Origin of the sequence: Paraburkholderia lacunae, from assembly GCF_003353175.1 — a bacterium.
GTDB lineage: Bacteria > Pseudomonadota > Gammaproteobacteria > Burkholderiales > Burkholderiaceae > Paraburkholderia > Paraburkholderia lacunae.
In genome coordinates this window covers 270,556-288,993 of the sequence record NZ_QHKS01000004.1, presented here as the reverse complement: position 1 = coordinate 288,993, position 18,438 = coordinate 270,556, and the positions used below count along the sequence as shown (strand labels likewise).

General features: G+C 63.9%; 18 protein-coding genes. 6 read left to right on the top strand and 12 right to left on the bottom strand.

All coding sequences use genetic code 11. From position 1 onward, the window contains the following. Window positions 1–22: 22 nt before the first annotated feature. From DLM46_RS07980 to DLM46_RS07970, 3 genes are all read right to left on the bottom strand, one after another. Window positions 23–1,279 (bottom strand): MFS transporter, encoded by a 1,257-nt coding sequence (locus DLM46_RS07980; protein ID WP_115100215.1) that lies wholly within the window; start codon window positions 1,277–1,279, stop codon window positions 23–25. Between the two features lie 67 nt (window positions 1,280–1,346). Beyond that, entirely contained in the window at window positions 1,347–2,198 is an 852-nt protein-coding gene (locus DLM46_RS07975) for a siderophore-interacting protein (protein WP_115100214.1), read from the bottom strand. Between the two features lie 264 nt (window positions 2,199–2,462). Continuing rightward, window positions 2,463–3,392 carry a PadR family transcriptional regulator gene (locus DLM46_RS07970; RefSeq protein WP_115100213.1) on the bottom strand — a complete coding sequence of 310 codons (930 nt, stop codon included), beginning with the start codon at window positions 3,390–3,392 and terminating at the stop codon, window positions 2,463–2,465. 523 nt (window positions 3,393–3,915) lie between these two features. Between DLM46_RS07970 and DLM46_RS07965 the strand changes: the two genes are divergently transcribed. Next, window positions 3,916–4,353: an NUDIX domain-containing protein gene (locus DLM46_RS07965; RefSeq protein WP_279635170.1), complete on the top strand. Its 438-nt coding sequence runs from the start codon at window positions 3,916–3,918 to the stop codon at window positions 4,351–4,353. A gap of 360 nt (window positions 4,354–4,713) precedes the next feature. Beyond that, window positions 4,714–5,577, top strand: a complete 864-nt coding sequence (locus DLM46_RS07955; RefSeq protein ID WP_133300310.1) for an Nmad3 family putative nucleotide modification protein — start codon at window positions 4,714–4,716, stop codon at window positions 5,575–5,577. Between the two features lie 255 nt (window positions 5,578–5,832). Here the strand turns inward: DLM46_RS07955 and DLM46_RS07950 are convergent, their stop codons facing one another. The 9 genes from DLM46_RS07950 to bufA1 all read right to left on the bottom strand — a co-directional run bounded on the left by DLM46_RS07950 (window position 5,833) and on the right by bufA1 (window position 16,212). Beyond that, window positions 5,833–6,909 carry a TIGR03118 family protein gene (locus tag DLM46_RS07950; protein WP_115100209.1) on the bottom strand — a complete coding sequence of 359 codons (1,077 nt, stop codon included), beginning with the start codon at window positions 6,907–6,909 and terminating at the stop codon, window positions 5,833–5,835. A gap of 228 nt (window positions 6,910–7,137) precedes the next feature. Continuing rightward, the gene (locus DLM46_RS07945) at window positions 7,138–7,554 is read right to left on the bottom strand and encodes a cupredoxin domain-containing protein (protein ID WP_115100208.1); all 417 of its coding nucleotides are present in this window, start codon (window positions 7,552–7,554) and stop codon (window positions 7,138–7,140) included. Between the two features lie 406 nt (window positions 7,555–7,960). Continuing rightward, entirely contained in the window at window positions 7,961–11,059 is a 3,099-nt protein-coding gene (locus DLM46_RS07940; protein ID WP_115100207.1) for an efflux RND transporter permease subunit, read from the bottom strand. Between the two features lie 66 nt (window positions 11,060–11,125). Further along, window positions 11,126–12,190 (bottom strand): RND family efflux transporter, encoded by a 1,065-nt coding sequence (locus DLM46_RS07935; RefSeq protein ID WP_115100206.1) that lies wholly within the window; start codon window positions 12,188–12,190, stop codon window positions 11,126–11,128. Further along, the gene (locus DLM46_RS07930) at window positions 12,187–13,602 is read right to left on the bottom strand and encodes a TolC family protein (protein ID WP_115100205.1); all 1,416 of its coding nucleotides are present in this window, start codon (window positions 13,600–13,602) and stop codon (window positions 12,187–12,189) included. The genes DLM46_RS07935 and DLM46_RS07930 overlap by 4 nt, the downstream gene beginning before the upstream one ends. Before the next feature lie 125 nt (window positions 13,603–13,727). After that, window positions 13,728–14,138, bottom strand: coding sequence for a DoxX family protein (locus tag DLM46_RS07925; protein ID WP_115100204.1), 411 nt, complete (start codon window positions 14,136–14,138; stop codon window positions 13,728–13,730). A gap of 50 nt (window positions 14,139–14,188) precedes the next feature. Then, window positions 14,189–15,004: an HvfC/BufC N-terminal domain-containing protein gene (locus tag DLM46_RS07920; RefSeq protein WP_115100203.1), complete on the bottom strand. Its 816-nt coding sequence runs from the start codon at window positions 15,002–15,004 to the stop codon at window positions 14,189–14,191. After that, window positions 14,976–15,866 (bottom strand): MNIO family bufferin maturase, encoded by an 891-nt coding sequence (gene bufB / locus DLM46_RS07915; RefSeq protein ID WP_115100202.1) that lies wholly within the window; start codon window positions 15,864–15,866, stop codon window positions 14,976–14,978. Before bufB ends, DLM46_RS07920 begins: the two co-directional genes overlap by 29 nt. Window positions 15,867–15,879: 13 nt before the next feature. Beyond that, window positions 15,880–16,212: a BufA1 family periplasmic bufferin-type metallophore gene (gene bufA1, locus DLM46_RS07910; RefSeq protein ID WP_115100201.1), complete on the bottom strand. Its 333-nt coding sequence runs from the start codon at window positions 16,210–16,212 to the stop codon at window positions 15,880–15,882. 132 nt (window positions 16,213–16,344) lie between these two features. On the opposite strand from bufA1, the gene DLM46_RS07905 reads away from it, so the two are divergent. The 4 genes from DLM46_RS07905 to merP all read left to right on the top strand — a co-directional run bounded on the left by DLM46_RS07905 (window position 16,345) and on the right by merP (window position 18,432). Next, window positions 16,345–17,004 (top strand): sigma-70 family RNA polymerase sigma factor, encoded by a 660-nt coding sequence (locus DLM46_RS07905; protein ID WP_115100200.1) that lies wholly within the window; start codon window positions 16,345–16,347, stop codon window positions 17,002–17,004. Then, window positions 17,001–17,657, top strand: a complete 657-nt coding sequence (locus DLM46_RS07900) for an NrsF family protein (RefSeq protein WP_115100199.1) — start codon at window positions 17,001–17,003, stop codon at window positions 17,655–17,657. The genes DLM46_RS07905 and DLM46_RS07900 overlap by 4 nt, the downstream gene beginning before the upstream one ends. Window positions 17,658–17,769: 112 nt before the next feature. Continuing rightward, the gene (locus DLM46_RS07895; RefSeq protein ID WP_115100322.1) at window positions 17,770–18,117 is read left to right on the top strand and encodes a mercuric transporter MerT family protein; all 348 of its coding nucleotides are present in this window, start codon (window positions 17,770–17,772) and stop codon (window positions 18,115–18,117) included. 12 nt (window positions 18,118–18,129) lie between these two features. After that, complete coding sequence (merP, locus tag DLM46_RS07890) at window positions 18,130–18,432, top strand: mercury resistance system periplasmic binding protein MerP (RefSeq protein WP_115100198.1); 303 nt, start codon at window positions 18,130–18,132, stop codon at window positions 18,430–18,432. Window positions 18,433–18,438: the final 6 nt, after the last annotated feature.

Genomic DNA, 18,438 nt, shown 5'->3' with positions numbered 1-18,438 from the left:
CGCTGCGCCGCAGGCAACAACCTCAGCCTTCTCCCGCAACCTCAGCCTGCAAACCCTCTGCGCGAGGCAACTCGACGTGAACCCCGCGGACGCGAGAAATCCAGGCAACCCCGACCAGGGCAATAGCGACAGCGACCAGCCCCACCGTCCCATACCCCAAAATCTCCCCGGAGGGCGAATTGCTGAGCATGAGCCCTCCGACCCATGCCCCGCACCCCGTACCGAGCGCCTGCAACGCGCTATTGGCGCTAAGAAAAGCGCCACGCCGGGAGGGTTCCGGCACCGTGGTCAGCAGTGCCTGCATCGGCACCATCCGCCCGGACATCAGCACCATGAAAAACGGAAAGAACAATACCAGCGCATAAAACGGCAACTCAGGCAGATGGGTGACAAACAGCACAGGCACGACCGATAGCACCGCGGCGATCCGAAACACGCGCCGCGTGCCAAACCGGTCTGCAAGCCGGCCAACTCGCCGGGAAGTAAAAAACGTCGCGGCCCCGCCGGCCATATACAACCATGACAACTGCGCAGGCGCCACACCGTGATTAGCCACCAGCATCGGCGAGATGAAAGGAATCACGAGCATGTGCGACACCATCATCATGAATGTCAGCGCGAACGCATTCACATGACGCGGGTTGCTCAATATCCGCCACAAATCAGGCAGCACTTCACCAAGCGCGGACTGCCGGCGGCTCAGATGCTCCGCGAGCGACGGCACCAGTTGCAATCCCGCAAACCAGACGATCGCGGACAGCACCACCAGCAACACGAACGGCGCGGCCCAGCTGAAATGCGCGCCCAGCATCACGCCGGCCGGTACGCCGGCAATCGCCGCCAGCGAAAACGCCGTCATGATCGTGCCGGTCGCGGCGCCGCGGCGCTGCACCGGAATCACGTCGCCCACAATCGCCATGATCACCGAACCCAACACGCCTCCGGTGATGCCGGCAAAAGCACGCGCGGCAAGCAGGAGCGGAAAGCTGCCGGCCAACGCGCACGCAAGGTTCGACAGCGCGAATAGCGCATACACGGTCAGCAGCAAACGGCGCCGGTCGAAATGGTCGATGTAAGTCGCGGCAAACAGCCCCGACAGACCGGAACACCATGAATACGCGGACACGGCAGTCGCAAACGCGGCAGGCGTGATGCTGAAGGCGTGCATGATCTGCGGCCCGAGCGGCATCATCACCATGAAGTCCATGATGATGGTGAACTGCGTCAGCGCAAGCAGCCACAGCAAACGGCGCTCGTGCCTTGTGCTAATCGAATACATCGTCAAATCCCTGTTTCTGTTCGCTCTGACAGTCCACGTAGCCTGCGGCGCTATGGCTGGGCGCGCTTCAATCGTCGAGCGACTCGTGAACCGCTTCTGCACCCTGTTTCCAGTAGCTGGCCGCGCGAATGCGCGACTTCTCGATGCCGCGTTCGGTGCACAAGTGGTAACGCACCGCCCGCATCGTCGCGGATTCTCCGGCGGCCCACACGTAGCCTTCGCCGTCTTCGGGCAGATAGAGTTCGCGCACCGCTTGCAGCAATGCGTCGCCGCGATACGCCGATTCGCTGCGATAGCGCCAGACGAGATGCAGCTCGGCACGCGTGGCGAATTCGAGGCGCGCCGACGGATCGGCCACTTCGATCACCGCCGCGACGCGCGCGCCGACAGGCAGTTCTTCGAGGCGGCGCGCAATGGCCGGCAGCGCGGTATCGTCGCCGATCAAAAGATGCCAGTCGAAACCGGTGGGTATCACCAGCGACCCGCGTGGCCCGCCGATGCCGAGGTATTGGCCGACCTTGGCCTGCGCCGCCCATGCAGCGGCTGGACCGGCCTCATGCATCGCAAATTCGATGTCGAGTTCGCGGGCTGCGCGGTCGAAGCGTCGCGGCGTGAAGTCGCGCGCGATCGGACGCGGCTGGTCGGCGGGGAACGTGGGACCGTCCGGACCGGCAACCGGCAGCACGGGTCGGTCGGCGCCGGGCACGGGGAAAAAGACTTTGATGTGGTCGTCGAACGACGCGGAGACGAAGTCGTGCAGGTCCTCGCCCGTGAAGGTGACGCGAATCAGATGCGGCGTCAGCGCCTGCACGCGCGCGACCTGCAACAGACGGAACTTCAGCGGATGCCGCACGCGATTGACCGCCAGATCGGCCCGGTGGTTAATTGCCAGCTCATTGGGCAACTCGTTTCTCGACATTGGGTGCTACTCCTGTTGGTTTGACCGGTGCGCGAGGGTGCAAGGGCGCTAACGACTTGTAATGGCGCGCGACGGTTTTGCAGTGCAATTTCAAGCAGTTTCAAGCGCGCTTAAACGGCTCAAACGGCTCAAACGGCTCAAACGGCTCAAACGGCTCAGACGGCTCAGACGGCTCAGACGGCTCAGACGGCTCAGACGGCTCAGACGGCTCAGACGGCTCAGACGGCTCAGACGGCTCAGACGGCTCAGGCGGCTTAAGCGCTCTCAAACAGTCTGGCCACCGCGGTTGTCATCGGCGCTGCTTTCGCCTTCGCCTTCGATTTCCTTTGCCGCGCGCATCAGGATCGCGGCGATGCGGCGCTGTTCAGCAGCGGGCGCATTGTCCCGGCGCAGCAGCGCATGCTTGAGCGCGCGGCGTGCTTCGTTCAGTTCCGGCAGCCAGCCGCCTTCGCTGATGTCGGCCGGCTCCTCGCCGGCAAAAGCGCGACGCACGGAATCCATCTTGCGGGCAATATGGCTCAGTTTCGCGAGCATCAACTCGACGCGGTCGCGGTTGGCGCTCAGATACTCGCGGCCGGCTTCGGCCAGTTCATAGCGCTTGCGGTTGCCTTCGAGCTGCACGGTCACGTAGCCGAGTTCTTCCAGATACGTGAGCGCCGGATAGACCATGCCGGGGCTCGGGCTGTAGAAGCCGTTCGAGCGGGTTTCAAGCGCCTTGATCAACTCGTAGCCGTGGCTCGGCTGCGCGTCGATCATCGACAGCAGCAGCAACTGCAGATCTTCGGAGGTGAATTTTCGGCCGCGTGGGAAACCGTCGCCGTCGCCGCCGAAGCCGCCGGGACCGCCGCCGAAGCGTCCACCCCGGCCTCCGCCGCGGTGCTCGTGATGGCGGCCGATCGCGTGCCACAGCGCATGCAGCGAGAAGCGGTCGTAGCCTCGATGGCCAAAGCGTGGGTCGCCGGCGAAGTTGCCGCGCTCGTCGTGGCCACGGCGGCTGTGATCGCCGCCACGGTCGCCGTCGCGGAAGTCAGGCCGGCGGCCGAGACCATCGTACCCACCATGGCGGCGCTCGCCGCGATACTCATGATGGCGGGCGAGCGCATGCCAAAGCGCATGCAGCGAAGGTTTGCCGTGTTCGGCGTAGGAATGGTCGTCCGCGTTGCGTGACTGGGAAAGACGGTGGTGATGACGCATCCTGGGTGCTCCATTTATGTCTTAAGATGTGTCGTAAGATATATATCTAAAGATAGTTTGTCAAACTACTTTTCGGGAAAGGCGCTGTGCCCGAGCACGGAAGCGATTCCACATCTATGCATCCAAGGCATTCCCGGACGATCGTCAGCGGATGCATCTATGACCAGATCTGGTATTGGGCGCGGGGGAGCGCGAGGAGTTACCCGCCTTCTACGGATACGGCTGCAACCCGGTGTGCCATCAATGGCAGAGCGCCTCTTGGGGGCGCGATAGGAAATAGCGTTGTTTTCCTGATGAAGGCGGTTCTTGCGCAACTACAAAACGGGCTCGCTCGTAATGGCGGGCGACGGAGGTTGGAATCCCGTAGAGTTTATGATCGCGCAACACGGTGCAGCCAACTCGGGTATTTTCGTTAGGTGACGCGGCAGGTTTTAGGAGGCCTCGAGATACCGCTGGCCGCTAGCGCGCCTCGTATTCAATGGTTCCGGCTGGAAGAACTATCGTGTGAATCAAGAATAAAGTATTGGTCTATCTTACGTGGCGAAATAGATTGCTCACTTTCACGCAGCCTAAGTTCCCGGAAGCCGGGCGGCAGGTGATCGCCGGCACGATGGAGCAGGACGAAATTCCGGTGGCCGCCGCGCTACGCGAGCTACGCGAGGAAAGTGGTGTCGAGGACGCCGAAGTTGTGCGTATTCTGGGCGACTACTTTTATTCGATGAGGAAATTCGGAAGAAGCGAGATCCAGCACCGGCATGTCGTGCATGTTAAGGTGAGCGATTCCATTGCTATGAAGGAGTACTGGACGCATTTCGAAACCCATCCAGGTTCCGGTGACGAACCCATTGAATTCAGTTTTCAGTGGCTTTCCCTTTTCGAAACAGAATTCGCGCTGATCGGTGGGCATGATTTTTTCTTGCCCATGCTGAAACACTTCATGCGTGAGCATTCGGAGGCTTGAATGGGATGCGTTGCTGATCACGTCGACAAGAGCGCGTTGTTTGGCGAGCCCACGGCAATCAACCTTGCATCGGCGAGGCTGGTGGACGGTCGTGCGATCCATCACTATCTGATTATTGCCACATATGAATACTCTCCCACTTTATGTGCCGTCGATTGTTCTGTGGCTGAGGGTACCTAACCCGCGGCGACGAAGAAGGCAGCGACAAGTCGGTTCGCAATGACCGGCCACGACAAGGAGTTTCAAATTCGTTCTCGATCGTATGTGAGAACGAGTCCCGTATAGGCAGGAGGCCAAAGCGAGGATAGCGGATTTGAATATACTCGCCAGCATGGTGCCAGCGACTGGCGGGAGTGACCTTTGAAAATCATCTTTAGCCGCAAAGGATTTGATTCCCAGTATGGCCGGGTGCCGAGCCCGATCCTCCCGGACGGGTCGCTTCAGACCTTGCCCATCCCATCGCGTTACGGCCGCCCGCTCGGCGACATCCAGGGCCCTCTGGGGCCATTGCACAATCTCGCCAGCGACCTGACGGAAGGCACGGTCACTTCGCGCACTTCTGTTCATCTCGATCCTGACCTGAGTGATGGCAGTGTGGCGCGCCGACCTGGGTGGCGTGCGTCGCTCGGGCAGGTAGGCGCGGCGCAGAAGCACCTCGCCAAACAGGGCGTGGGGCCGGGGGACGTTTTCCTGTTCTTCGGGTGGTTCCGTCAAGCTGAGCACTTCGCGGGCCGGTGGCGGTACGTACCCGGTGCGCCGAACGTCCACGCCCTCTTCGGCTGGCTTCAGGTCGGGCAGGTCCACAAGGTAGGTGCATCTGAATGCCCGGCGTGGCTTGAGGATCATCCGCACGTGCAGCACGCCGCCCACATTGGCGTGGACAACACGATCTATGTCGCCGGCGAGCGCCTGGTGGGTTCGCGCCATCGAGTACCAGCGGCCGGCGCATTCCGGGGCTGGGGCGCTGACCTGCAGCTTACTGCGCCCGGTCGTTCCCGTTCCGTCTGGCGTGTGCCGCGCTGGCTGCTCAAAAACCCTGAGCAGCCGACTCTCAGCTACCACCGCGATCCTGCCCGGTGGCGTATCGACGACGAGTGCGTCATCGTGCAAACGGTTGGCAAGGGGCAGGAGTTCGTGATTGACGTGGGCGACTGCGAAGAGGCCTCGCAATGGCTGCATTGCCTGGTGCTTCGTCATCGCACCTCGACAGGAGCGCCGGCATGAGCGTGCGCCGATCCGCCATTAAACGCAATCCTGATACGTGGAGTTATCAGGGTTGAAATGGTTCGTCGCGGGCGAGGGGGCGGATTTGTTGTTCTGCGGGGAGCGGCGACGTGATCGCATGCCAATCTGCGGCCGCTCGTCACCGAGATCTCCGTAGCACCCCGTGACGCACCCAATGGACGCAAGGTGAGTTCCGGGCACGTCCCAGTGCAGGTTTCACAGATCGCAACGAACGTGCGCGACGATCGCTGCATGCTACATCTGCACGTCGATCCGTCCGTAGACGCCGTCCGCTTCGTCATTGGGTCCTGCGGCAAAGAACAACGTGTTCACAGGCTGGTTGTCGAGCCCGTTGCCGAACGCGATCCCCCACAGGCCCTGCTGCACGAATACGGTCCCGTCCTTCAGCTTGAGGGCGCCGACGAACTGGCCGCTCACCGGGTCGAAAGCGTTGATCGTGCCATCGCCGAAATTGCCGATCAGCACGTCGCCACTAAACGGACCGAAGTTGCCGGGCGCCTGCGCGACGCCCCACGGTGCATTCAGCGGACCGGCCGATGCGAAGCGCTGCATGAGATTGCCCGCCGTATCGAATACATCGACGAAGCCGAGGCCTGGGCCGTCGAGATTGTCATGCATCGCCGCATTCTGTTTCGCGTAGGTCACGAACAGCTTCGAACCGATTGCCTGAATGCCAAACGGTGCGAACCCGGGCGGTAGCGTCGGATCCTGAAACTTGCCGGGCATCGCGACTTTCGTGAAGGTCCTGTCGAAAACGTCGATCTTGCCGTTGTGAAAATCAGCGGCATACAGAAAGTTGGCGCCGCCGTTGCTCGCGAGCGCAAGCCCTTTGTAGACGGCGCCGCCACTGCCGTCGTCGAACATCGTGATCGCGGCCGTCGGACTGACTGCGGGCGACCACGCAGTGACGGTGCCGCCTTCGCCCACGAAGATGAAAACGCCCACGCCGGACTTGCCGCCCTGACTGACGACGAAATCCGTGGTGCCGTTGAAAACGATGCCGGTCGGATTCGCAGGACCGCTGCTACCGTCAGGAATACTGACGATGAGCGATTGCGGCACGCCGTTGCCGTCATAGAGCGTGGCGACCGACGTCGCGTTGTCCGCGACCCAGACGAAGCCCTTCGGATTGAATGCGATGCCCCAAGGGTTTTTCAAGTTCGTATCGGTGTGCGGCGCAGGGACGGCGCCATCCGAAACCAGCGCGGTCGCCGTAAACGATTGCACGTGGACGGATCCGCCACATGCGACGAGACTCGCTAAAGCTACGCCGCCTGCAACGATGCTCAACACCTTAAGCAGCGATTTCATAACAGCGCTCCTTACCTGATCGAGAGTCAATGAGATTACTGAACGTGCGGTGACGTGGCTTTATTCCCTTGTCGGCGAATTATTTCGGGGTGTGCGACGCAGAGATTAATCAGCGCTTCCATTTGAATTGGCTCGCACTTTAACCCGGCTGCGGCCACCTACTGCGACCGGCCTGACGCCTTCGGCGATAAGTGAAGGTGCATCAAGGATGCGCGTCATGCAGGCCGGTCAGGGCGTGACGACCAGGGACGTGCGCATCCCCATAGCGTAGTGGCCGGCTTTGTTGCAGCTCAGCACGTAGCGGCCGGGCGCCAACTTGAGCGTCAAACGCTTGCTCCTGCCAGGGTCAATGTCTTCGGCCTCTCCCATTTTTTTGAACTGGCTCTCTGGCACCTGTTTTTTTCTAACTGGCAGCCTGTCGGCGGCCTGGTCCGTTTTTAGCACGACGAGTTCGTGTGTTTCACCGGTGTCCGGTGCATTGCTTACCTCGAACGTGACTGTACCCGCCTTCACGCGATTCTTATCAAGCTGGATCGCGTTGTTGAGCAACGTGGCTCGTATCGTCTCCTTTGCGTAGCCGGGACTGCAAACGAAGCAGAGCGCGGTCACAGCAAGGAAGACGGCAACACGCGGACTGACGATCATGACGTTTTCCCCCCGCAGGTCGCTGTGGGCTTCCGCGTGCTACGCGTCATGCCATGGCCGGGCGATTCATTGAGATGGGTCAGACGGAGCACAAAGAAACGACGAGCGGTCCTTCGACCGCAGCACGAATTACTAGCTAACGGCAGAGCGTTGCTCACGCTGCCGTCCGGGTCGTAGTCGTCGCAAGAGGCAATGAATTGCAGGCTCGATTGCCCTTCTAGCACTGTCCATTCCGCCCGCGCACTACGTTATTAAAACGTCGACGCAGCACTGGATATTCCTACGTCCAGAAATTATTTTTATGTCAGTCGCTATACGACGACACTGCAGCCCGGACTATGACGCACCCCAGCGAATCGGCGCCGTACGCGCGTTACACAATGGATCACCCGTTCGATGACGTGGCCTACGGTTCCGCCAGCGTGTCGCGCTCGAAGCGGCCATAGCGCAGCGCAAGCGTCGGCAGGACAATCAGGTTCAGGATCGTGGAGGTGGTCAGTCCGCCGAGAATGACGATCGCCATCGGCCCCTCGATCTCGTTGCCGGCCGCGCCGCTGGTCAGTGCGAGCGGCAGCAAGGCGAGGGCGGTCACGAGCGCCGTCATCAGGATCGGTATCAGCCGCTCCGATGCGCCGCGCACGGCCGCCTCCATGCCCCACGGCATTTCGTCGACATGCACCAGATGCTCATAGTGGCTGATCAGCATGATCGAGTTGCGCAGCGAAATGCCGAACAGGGTGATGAAACCGACCATGCCGCCCAGCGACAGGTCGCCGCCGCTCAGCAGCACGCTCAGCACCCCGCCCACCAGCGCGAACGGCAGGTTCACCATCACCAGCACGACACCTCGGCGGCTCCTCATCGCGAGGAACAGCAGCAGTGCGATGCCGGCCGCTGACATCGCCCCATAGGCGAGCAGGTCGCGCTGCGATTGTGTGCGCGCTTCGCTTTCGCCCGAGAACACTGCGTACGTGCCTCTGGGCATCACGATGTCGCGATTCACACGCGCCTGCGCTTCGCTCACGAAATCGCTCACCGCGCGGCTGCCGAGATTGACGGATACGGTCTGCATCCGGCGACCGCCGTCGTGCGTGATCTGATACCGGCCGGAGACCTGGCCGATGCTCGCCAGTTCGCGCAACGGCACGGCCAACCCATCCGGATTGCGCAGCATCAGCGCGCCGACGTCGCCCAGATTCCTGCGCGCATCGGGCGCGAGAACCACGGTGACGTCGTAGGGCCGGCTGCCTTCATAGGTTTGCGCAACCGTGCTCCCCTGCCAGGCGCTCTGGATTGCATCGAGCACGTCGACGGGCCGGAAGCCCCAGCGGCTCAACTGGTCGGGCTTCAGTCTGACGTCGAGCTCCGGGATGCCCGGCGGCGATTCCACCCGCACGCTCGCTGCGCCGCGGATCGTGCCGAGCAGCCGGGCGATGTCCTGCGCCTTGCGATCGATCACATCGAGGTTGTCGCCGAAGACGTTGACCGCAACGGGCGCCGTCACGCCAGAAATGGTCTCGTCGATCCGTTCGACAAGAAACGTGTTGACCGAGGTCGTGAGGCCGGGAAAGCGGGCGAGCGCATCCTGGATGCTGCGCAGGATCGCGCTCTGCCGGTCCGCGCTCATCGGCGTGAGGTCGACCTCGAACTCGCTCAACTGAACGCCGACCGGATCGACGACCTCGTTCGCCCGGCCGGCGCGCTGCGCGACCAGCCGCACCCCCGGCACGTGCATCAGCGCCTGCGAAACCTGCGTGCCGATGCGCATCGATTCGCCGAGCGATGTGCCGGGGGCCAGGCCCATGTGCACGATGTAGTGTCCCTCGCGCAGCTCAGGAATGAAGTTGCCGCGTAGAAACGGCAGCGCGGCCAGAGCCGCCACGCACATCACGGCGACCACCACCATGATCGTCTTCACGCGCTGCTCGACCTTCAGCAGCAGGGCGGCGTAGCGCGCCTTCAGCCACGTCAGCAGGCGTGGCTCGTGAGCGGGCAGCGGCCCGCGCGCCAGCAGCGCGAGCGCCATCGCCGGCGTGAGCGTGAGCGCGACGCCGAGCGACGCCAGCACTGCGAGGATGTAGGCGACGCCTAGCGGAGCGAACAGCTTGCCGGCTATCCCCGAGAGCGTCAGCACCGGCAGGAAGATCAGCATCACGATGAAGGTTGCGAACACGACCGCACTGCGCACCTCGAGCGAGGCGCGCAGCACGACGCGGAACGCCGCCATCGGCTCGCGCCGGGTGCGGTTCTCGCGCAGCCGCCGGTAGATGTTCTCCACGTCGATGATCGCGTCGTCGACCACTTCGCCGAGCGCGATCGCGAGGCCGCCAAGCGTCATCGTATTCAGGCTCACGCCGAACGACGTCAGCACGATGATCGCGACCAGCAGCGAGAGCGGGATCGCGACGGCTGAAATGACCGCGGTCCGGACATTGAGCAGGAACAGGAACAGCACCGCGATCACCAGCACCGCGCCGACCAGCAGCGCCGTGCGCAGATGGCCGACCGCCGCGTCGATGAAATTTGCCGGCCTGAACACGTCGGCGTTCAGGTCGACGCCTTGCTGGGTCAGCGCCGGCTTGAGCGCGGCGAGCGTCTTCTCGATGTCCTTGGTGACGGCGAGCGTGTTGGTGCCGTACTGGCTTTCGAGGACCAGCATCACACCGGGCGTGCCCATGATCGATGCGGCACCGACCGCAGGCGCGCCGCCCCAGGTGACGGTTGCGACGTCGCCGAGCCGCACGGCTGCGCCGTTGCTCCAGCGCAGGACCACACCGGCCATGGCGCCGGGTGTCCGGATCTGTCCATCGGTATTGATGGCGATGCGCTGATTCGCGCTCTCGATGAAGCCCGCGCCGCGCACGCCGGTAGACGTCCGGGCCGCGGTGATCACGTCCTGGATCGACAGCCCGTAGCGCATCAGCCTGGCCGGATCGGCCTGAATCTGCAGCTGCCGCGTGTCGCCGCCGAACACGATGGCGTCCGCGACCCCCGGCACGCTCAACAGTTGCGGCTTGACCGTCCACTGCGCAATGTCGTACAGGTCCATCAGCGAGCGTGTCTTCGAGGTCAGGCCAATGGTGCGCACCACACTCGTGGTGGTGGTGAGCGGCAGCAGCCTCGGCGGCTGCACGCCCGCAGGCAGGGTCGCGGCCAGCGCGTTCACGCGCTCGGACACGAGTTGCCGGACCTGCAGCAGGTTCGCATGACTGTCGAACACCACCGTGATCGCGGACAGGCCCTGCAGCGACTTCGAACGCATCGACTGCAGGCCGACCATGCCGGCAAGCGCGTTTTCGACTGGCTGGGTGACCAGCGTCTCGACCTGTTCGCTCGTGAGGCCCGGCGCCTCGGTCTGCACAATGCTCATCGGCGGAGCGAACTCCGGAAATACATCGAGCTTCGCGCGCGTGAGCGTATAGAGGCCATAGCCGGCCAGCAGCACGGCCAGCGCGTAAATCACACCGCGAAAGCGCAGCGAGAATCGGATGATGGCGTTGAGCATCGGCGGCCGGAAGGGTGCGGTGTGGGTGAAGTGGGCAAGCCGCAAGTAGGCCCGCCGACCTGCGGATCAGTCGTCACATTCGGGCGGATCCTTGCAAGCCGTCGCGATGCCCTGTGGCCGCAGTTCCTGGGAGAGCAGCAACTGCGCGCCATGCATCACCACTTCATCGCCCGCGTGAAAACCATCGGTCACGACGAAGCCCTGATCGCTTGAAGCGGCGTCCGGCACGTAACGTCGTGTGAAGCGATCGGGTGCAGTGCGCACATAGACCCATAGCTGTCCGCCGTACCAGATCACGGCAGGTTCGGGGATCACGAGCGCGGACACGTTCCGGTTCGACGCCGGCACATGCGCGGCGGTGTGCATTCCAACGGGCAACGCGCGCCCGGCCGCGTAGAAATACGGGTTGCCCTGGACCGCCGGATCGCCTTGCGGCGAGGCAGAGAGTTTCTGTGCCGCGACCGGCTGGCCGTCCGGCGCGTCGACCTTGATGCGCTCGGGCGGGGCGCCGCTGTAGCCGGCGGGCAGCGTCACGCGCAATACGACCGCGCGGCCGGCGAGCAGGCGCTGGAACAGATCCGAAGCCGGCGCCATCGCGGCGCTCGCGAGCGCATCGCCGAACTGTTGCCGCATCGTCGCATCCAGACCGCTTTGCGCCGCTTCGGCCGACTGGAGCTTCGCCTGATCGCCCTGCATGGCCGCTCGCGCGTCCTGCAGGCTCTTTTGCGAGACGTTGCGATCGTCTTCGAACAGCACGCGGCTACGCTCGTATTGCGCGTGCGAATTGCCGGCCTGTGCGCGCAACGTGTCGTAGTCCGCCCGCGCGGCCGCGAGCCGGTTGCGCAGATCGAACAGCGGCTGCAAGTCGACCACCGTCGCGTATGCGGTGTTCTCAGGCTGGATGGCGGCGACCGCGAGCGGCGCGACATCGATATGGCTGGCGCGCTGCACGTCGGTGGCGACGACGACCACCGTTTCGCCGTTCACCGTCTGCACGGACGGTTGGGTGGCGGCCTGCGCCGGTGCGCCCGGCCTCGGTTGACTGCCAACGAGTGTCTGGTAGATGAACCAGCTGGCGCCGGCCGCCAGCAGCACGGAGACAACCGAAAGAATGACCAATGTGCGTTTCATCGGGATATCTCTTGTTGGGTCACGGTAGGGTTGGCGCTCTCCGGTGCGAGCGGCCGCTGCATCGCGTCTTCGAGTGCGCCGGCCGCCTGCTGGGCACCGACCACGGCGTCCAGATGGGCGATCTCGCTCGCTTCGTAGTCCGCCCTGGCCTGGGTGAACGTCAGGCGGTCGCTGGTGCCGGTCGTGAAGCTGGCGGCCTGGCTGTCCAGCTGCTTGCGCGCGGTGGCCAGGCGTGTGACGGAGAGCTGCACGGCATCGCGGCTTGCCTGGTAATGGGTGAGCGCATGGTCGAGGTCGTTGAAAATCGTGTCCTGCAAGGCTGCGGTGCGCGCGGCCGCCTCCTTGCGTTTCGCCTCCGCCTGCGTAATGCCGCCCTGGTTCTGGTCGAAGACCGGCAGCGTGATGCCGGCCAGCCCGAATGCGATCTTGTGCGTGCCGGTGTCGTAGGTGTAGCCGGGGCCGAAATGGATGTCCGGATATTGCTTCGCGACTTCGAGCTGCAACGCCGATTCGGCAGCCGCATACTCGGCCAGCGATGCCAACAGATCGAGACGATGGAAAACCGCTTCGCGCTGCGCGTCAGCGGCGGGCGGCGCAGGTGGCGCGGTAACGAACGCCTCGTCATCGAACTGGATGTCGTCGAGCGCGGTGACCGGCACGCCGATCGCCGTCGCCAGTTGCGCGCGCGCGTCCTGTGCGGCACTGCGTGCGGCGGCGAGATCGGCCTGTGCCTGGGTGGCTGCGAGCACCGCCGCATCGACGTCCGGCCCTGAGTTTTCGCCGACCGAACGGCGCTTCGTTACCATCGCGACGATCTGCTGCTGGGCGCCGGCCTTGCGCGCCAGCAACGCGGTGTGTTGCCGGGCGGCGTAGAGCGAAAGCAGCGCGTCGCGCACCTGGGCGCGCACCTTCCACGCCTCGTTGCCGATGGCGAGGCGCGCGGCTTCCGACAGGTGTGACGCCTGGTCGATCCGATAGCCGCGCTTGTGCGCGGTCTCGATCGGAATGTCGAGCCCGGGGCCGACGACCCATGGCGCACCGGGCCCCGGGTTCGGCGTCGTGTACTGGAACGGCAGTTGCAGCACCGGGTTCGGCATCGCGCCCGCGACATCGATGCCCGCTTTGGCGGTGCCCCATTGCGCACGCGCGATATCGAGGACCGGGCTGTAGTAGTCAGCCGCGAGCGTGAGCATCCCGCGGTTCCAGCGCGGCAGAGGCCACGGATCGATATCGTGCCCGAGCTGCCGCGCGAGGTACGCGCGCAGTTCGGCGCTCGCAAGCGTGCGTTCCTCGAAGCGTTGGGCGATTTGCATCGGCGCGATCGGCTGCGGGCGGTAAGTCGCGCATCCCGTCAGCACCACCGTCAGCGTCACTGTCAATATCGGGCAGGCGAGCAGCAACGATCGGCGCATAGCGACATCCAGGGTCTGTTGGCCATCTGTCGGGATGGCGACAGACGTGGATGCTACGCAACGGCCTGTGAAGTTTTCGTCAAGTAGGTGTTAATTCGGTGTGAAGTCGGTGCGTCTGTGGCGAATTAGCCGATCCAGCGCTTTCGTAGCCAATGGTCGACGGACCCGCTTCCGGCACCGCGGCATAAGAGCACCAGCAGCATGGCAGCCCACTGGATATGGGTGGGCCATGCCTGGGGATAGACAAATATCTCGATGACGCTTGTCATCCCCAGAAGTAGAAATGCAACGGGCCTGGTAGCCAGGCCGAGTATCAACAGGACAGGCGTCGACAACTCGATCGACACGGCCATGTAAGCGGCAAGTTCCGGCGGCAGCAGCGGCAATCTGTATTCATCGCGGAACAGGGCAAGAGCGGCCTCCCAGTTCGCCAGTTTGGTCATCGCGGAGTTCCAGAAGACGGTCGCAACCGCAATTCGCAACGGGATGGCGAGCAGGGCGTAGGGCACGCGCTCGAGCCATCTGACAAGACGCATGATTTGACTGCTGTCGACCGGCGACAGAGTGACGGGTTGATGAGAGCGAGTCATGTGTGGGTCCTCCGTATTCCGCGTGCCACCGCCCTGGGAACCACGCTAACATCCGCAAGGCATCCGCGCGCCAGGTGCGTGGCGAGCACGGTGTACGCGTCGTCGCATGGCGCCTCTTCCAACGCTGCGGATAACGGCTTTCCCGACAACAGCGCTGCGGTAAAGCGCCATTCGCACTCGCCCAGACGCACCACCTCGATGCCGCTGCGCGTTCGGTGAACGAGCAGCCAGACGGGCCCTTCCGCGAGATCGACCGCTGCCATGGCCCGCTCATCGCGCTCCAGTACCGCATGCCAGATGACGTCAACCGGGAAATCACATCGCAGCAGTCGTACCGCCGGGTGAGACTGGAAGCGCAATTGCGCCGGCCCGGCTTCGCCCAGTGCCGTCAGGCGCGCGATATCGAGCGGCGGGGCGTCTGGCGCGTGAAGGACGAGGTTGACGTGCCATTCCAGGCGTGCCACGTCGGCGAGATAAGGCACCGACGCCGCTTGCGGCAGCCGGTCCAGAAAATCCGGAAATCCTGCACCGTACTCATCCAGCCACGCACTCCGCGGTGGAGCCTCTGCAACGAATAACCCCGCAGCGCCCTCAAAAAACGCCGGACCGACCAGATGCTGTACCGCCGGGAAGGCCAGGCGAAGGGCCGAGACGAGCACGCTGGCGCAGGTATTCCGGTAAATGCCGAGCCGTGCGCCGGCGTCCAACCCGTCGGCGATCACCCAGGCCGACGCGTCGCCGTCAGTGCGGTCGAGCAGGGTTCGCTGCATCGCGCGCTGCAACTCAAGCAGCGCTGGCGTGTCCGTGTTCATGGCGTTGCCTTTCCAGTTCCGTCTCGGCGAGGACGGCCTCTTCGATCAGGGTTTCGATCGGCGGTACGTCGGTATCCCATTCGATCAGCGTCGGAACCGGCCCGAAGCGCTTGAGCGCCTCGCGGTAGAGCGCCCAGACTTGCGGTACCACGCGTGAACCGTGGTCGTCGATGCGCAATGTCTTCCCGTTATCGAGCTGCCGGACGCTGTGCCCGGCGAGATGGATTTCGCCGATCGAGGCCGGCGGCAAGGCATCGAGGTAGGTCATCGCGTTCCAGCCGTGATTGCAGGCGCTCACGTAGATGTTGTTGACGTCGCACAGGATGCCGCAACCGGTGCGCTGTGCGACCTGGGCGAGGAATTCCCATTCCGGAATCGTCGAATGCCTGAAGCGTAGATAGGTCGATGGGTTCTCCACCAGGATGCGTCGGCGCAGGCACGTTTGCAGCTCATCGACATGCCGGCAGACCACGCTCAACGCTTCTTCAGTCATCGGCAGGGGCAACAGGTCGGCCAGATACGTGCCGCCGGCCACGCTCCACGCCAGATGTTCCGAAACGAGCCCGGGTTCGACCCGCTCGACCACACTGCGCACCCGGGCCAGATGCGCCGCGTCGAGCCCGTCGGCGCTGCCGAGGGACAACCCTACGCCGTGCAGCGACACCGGATAGTCGCGGCGAATCGTGTCCAGGTATTGGGGTGCGCTGCCGCCGCCCATGTAGTTCTCGGTATGCACCTCGAACCAGGCGACCGCGGGTCGTGTGTCGAGCACGGGTTGGTGATGGCGAAAGCGCAGCCCGACACCGGCCTCCACCGGAATCGGGCTGGAGGCTTCCAGCGCAGGGAGCACGGTCACGCTCATCGGTGTGGGCCGCTCAGCTTGCCTGCAGCTTGCCGCCCTGAATCTTCGAGCAGTCACCCGCCGGCAGCAGCACGAAGGACTTCGTATCGCGCGCCTGGGTGGCCTGGCCTGCACACGAATGGGCGCCCTCGGCACAGTCGTTCTTCGCGACCGCATTGACGCCGTAGCATTTTTCCAGCTTGTTCTTCTGCATCCGCATCATGTTGTCCTGGACAACCTGCGGCATCTTGCTCATGTCCTTCATCTCCTGCGCCTGTGCTGGCAACGCCTGCATCGCAAGCGCGAGACCGATCGCTGCGGACAGGGTCGAAGCGGCCAGTAGCGGCTTACCCAGTTGCTTGCTCATTTTGCATCCTCCTGAGGTTGGGGTCGCAGAATCGCAACCTGCAGGAAGATTCGCCGGACGACGGGAAAAGGTTACGCAGCACGCAAAATTTATATTCACGCAGGCATCCGGCCAAACGTGCAGAATTCGTACATGTCCTCCAGAATGCACCGCCCTGGCCCGACGCTGAGTGTCGTACGGAATGCTCACGATGCGGCCCAGGCTGATCACCCTCCCGAAACGTCGGAGACGCGCCCCGACGGCACGCTCGACTGGTCGATCCTGATGGCGCACGCGCAATCGGGCGACCGGGACGCGTACCGGCGCCTTCTCGAAGCGATCACGCCGTATCTGCGGGCGCTCGCGGCCCGCCATATCGCCAACCGGAGCGACGTCGAAGATACGGTTCAGGACATTCTGCTGACCCTCCATACGGTGCGTCAGACGTACGACCCAACCCGTCCATTCGGCCCCTGGCTGATCACCATCGCCAACCGGCGCATCGTCGACGGGCTGCGGCGCCAGGGGCGTCTGGGCGTGCGCGAAGCACCGTTCGATCCGGAACATGAAACCTTTCAGGCTGCTGAAGCGAATCTACAGGAAGAGGCGGTGGATGCCAGTGTGTTGCGTGACGCTGTCGAGCACCTGCCGGCCGGACAACGGGACGCAGTACGAATGCTGAAACTGGAAGAAATGTCGTTGAAGGAAGCCGCTGCCGCGAGCGGCATGTCTGTGGCGGCGCTGAAAGTGGCCACGCATCGGGCCATGAAGAATCTGCGCCGGTTGATAGAAAAGCGGGGTGGCCGGCCATGACTTCAACCCCTGAACTGATCGACTCGCTGGTCGCGGACGCGAAACCGGTGCGACGCCTGCGACCGCCTGTGACGCGGGCGCTGTGCTGGCTGCTGTTTGCGGCGCTGTTGCTGGCACTGGTTGCGCTCGTGCATGGCGTGCGGCCTGATCTCGTACTCAAGCTGCGCCAACCCACCTTTGTTGTTGGTGTGGTGGCAGCCCTGATCACCGCCGCGCTCGCCTCGACGGCGTCGTTCATTGCGAGCGTGCCGGGCCGCTCGCGACGGTGGCTATGGCTGCCTGCACCCGCCGTGATGGTGTGGATGTCCACGGTGGGTTACGGCTGTCTGACGAACTGGGTGAGCATCGGGCCGGACGGGATCTCGCCGGGCGAAACCGCGCGCTGCTTTGCGACGCTCGCGATCACCGGTGTTCCGCTGTCGCTGGCGATGCTCATCATGCTGCGGTACGTGGCGCGTCTGGCTCCGACGCCTGTCGTGATGACGGCGAGCCTTGCGGTTGCCGCGATGACCGCGGCCGCTCTGTCGCTGCTCCATCCGCTCGACGCGACGGTCATGATCCTGATGTGGAATGTCGGCGTGGCGCTGCTGCTGCTGGCCCTCAGCGGCCTGTATGGGCGTCGGCTATTCGGCTGGGTGGCGCCGCGGGGATGAGATTGCGGGACAGTGACGATTGGTGAAGGTGCGCCCGGGCCGAAGCCCGGAAGGTTGGCGACGACACGGAATCCGGGGACGCACGTGGGCAAACCGCTTCAAGGAGATGGACATGACGCCGCTCACCGGAAAGGGTTCACTGATCGCCGGCGTACTGGCCGCCGTCGGTGCGTCGGTGTGCTGTGTCGCACCGCTCGTGCTGCTGGCGCTCGGCATCGGCGGCACGTGGGTCGGTAGCCTTACGGCGATGGCGCCTTACCGGCCCATCTTCATCGGGCTCACGCTGCTGTTTCTCGGCTTGGCCTTCCGCGAGCTCTACCTGGTGCCGCAGGTCTGTGCGCCGGGCGCACCGTGCGTCGATCCGGGCGTGGTGAAGCGACGACGGATGACGTTCTGGATCGTCACCGTCCTGCTGCTCGGACTGCTGGCCGTGCCGTCATTGGCCCCATTGATCTCCTGAAAGGAGGTTCCCATGCGCAAACTGCCGATTGCCGCGATTGCCGCGATTGCCGCGCTTGCCGCGCTTGCCGCCTTGCCGCTCCTCACGCTGGCCGCCGCGCCGAGGACCGTCACGCTCGACGTGAAGAACATGACGTGCGAACTCTGTCCGGTCACGGTGCGGAAGTCGCTTGAAAAAGTACCCGGCGTGAGCGCCGTGAAAGTCGATTTCGACGGGAAGACCGCCACGGTCACCTATGACCCCGCCAAGGCCCAGCCCGACGCTCTGACCAGGGCGACCGCGAATGCGGGCTATCCCTCGACTCTGCAGAAGTGAGGCCGC